We start from the raw sequence: 898 nt of genomic DNA on the forward strand, positions 1-898 counted from the left end.
GGTACTCTTTCATCGTGAATCTCCTTCTCTTGGCAGAGATCAGAAATTCACGCCGACCGTCGTAAAGGTCAAACCTTGGTGAGTCCCCCGGCACAGCCGGGGGCTTACCTCTATGAGTTACAGTTTTCTATTCTTAAAAAATACAATGGCATTCGTAAAGATGCCCGTTACCAAGGCCGCTCCAGACAAAAAGGTTAAAGCATTTGCTGCTACTTTAAAGCTATAGCCACTTGCTACAACAAAATTGGCAAAAAGAATAATAAAAAATGCCGATATAATATAATTTATAGTGGCGCCTATCTTGCTGGATATTGAGTTAACTATGTTTGCAGCCAAAGAAAAAGCCATTGACAAAAAAAACAAATTCTTTTCTGTCATGTCTAACGAAAAAATAATAATTGTTCCTATTATTCCAATGAAAAGTATTGTGTTTCTATTGTCAATAATCGCGACCCAAAACTGACCTGGGTTATTAGAATTTAGGTTGTATTTACTCATGTTGTTCTCATTTTTCGCATGAGCCTTGGTCATGGTACACATTGCCGATTACAGTCTTATATCCATCAAGTGCTATATCTTTTACTACGCCGCCAGGAGATACTGTTCCTGCAGCGTCAAAAACGACATTGACAGTGGCAATTTCAGGCCGTCCTTTCAAAACCTCTGATCCGACTCCTGCAACAGAACTGACGCCCTGCAGTACCGGCGCTGCAGGAGCGGTGACAGTCCAAATAAGTGAGCCATATGCCGCCGCTGAAAATAATTCTGATTGCTGAGACAAATACTTGCTCCATTCACACTTTGTCTTTGGAACGGCATCCCATTCCTTTTTGAGCCAGTCTTTTACTTTGTCAGTAAAGCTAGTTTTACTGGCGTCGCCTGCTTGACACCAGGCTCC

2 protein-coding genes are annotated in these 898 nt (G+C 41.9%); both read right to left on the bottom strand.

Going from position 1 to position 898, the window contains the following annotated elements; genetic code table 11:
• Window positions 1–117: 117 nt before the first annotated feature.
• On the bottom strand, window positions 118–498 hold the full coding sequence (locus TBU01S_RS24250; protein ID WP_157659268.1) for a hypothetical protein: 381 nt from the start codon (window positions 496–498) through the stop codon (window positions 118–120).
• A gap of 7 nt (window positions 499–505) precedes the next feature.
• Window positions 506–898, bottom strand: a 393-nt coding sequence (locus tag TBU01S_RS24255; protein ID WP_157659269.1) for a hypothetical protein, incomplete at its 5' end; no start/stop codon positions are given.

This window comes from Thauera butanivorans NBRC 103042, assembly GCF_001591165.1.
Lineage (GTDB): Bacteria > Pseudomonadota > Gammaproteobacteria > Burkholderiales > Rhodocyclaceae > Thauera > Thauera butanivorans.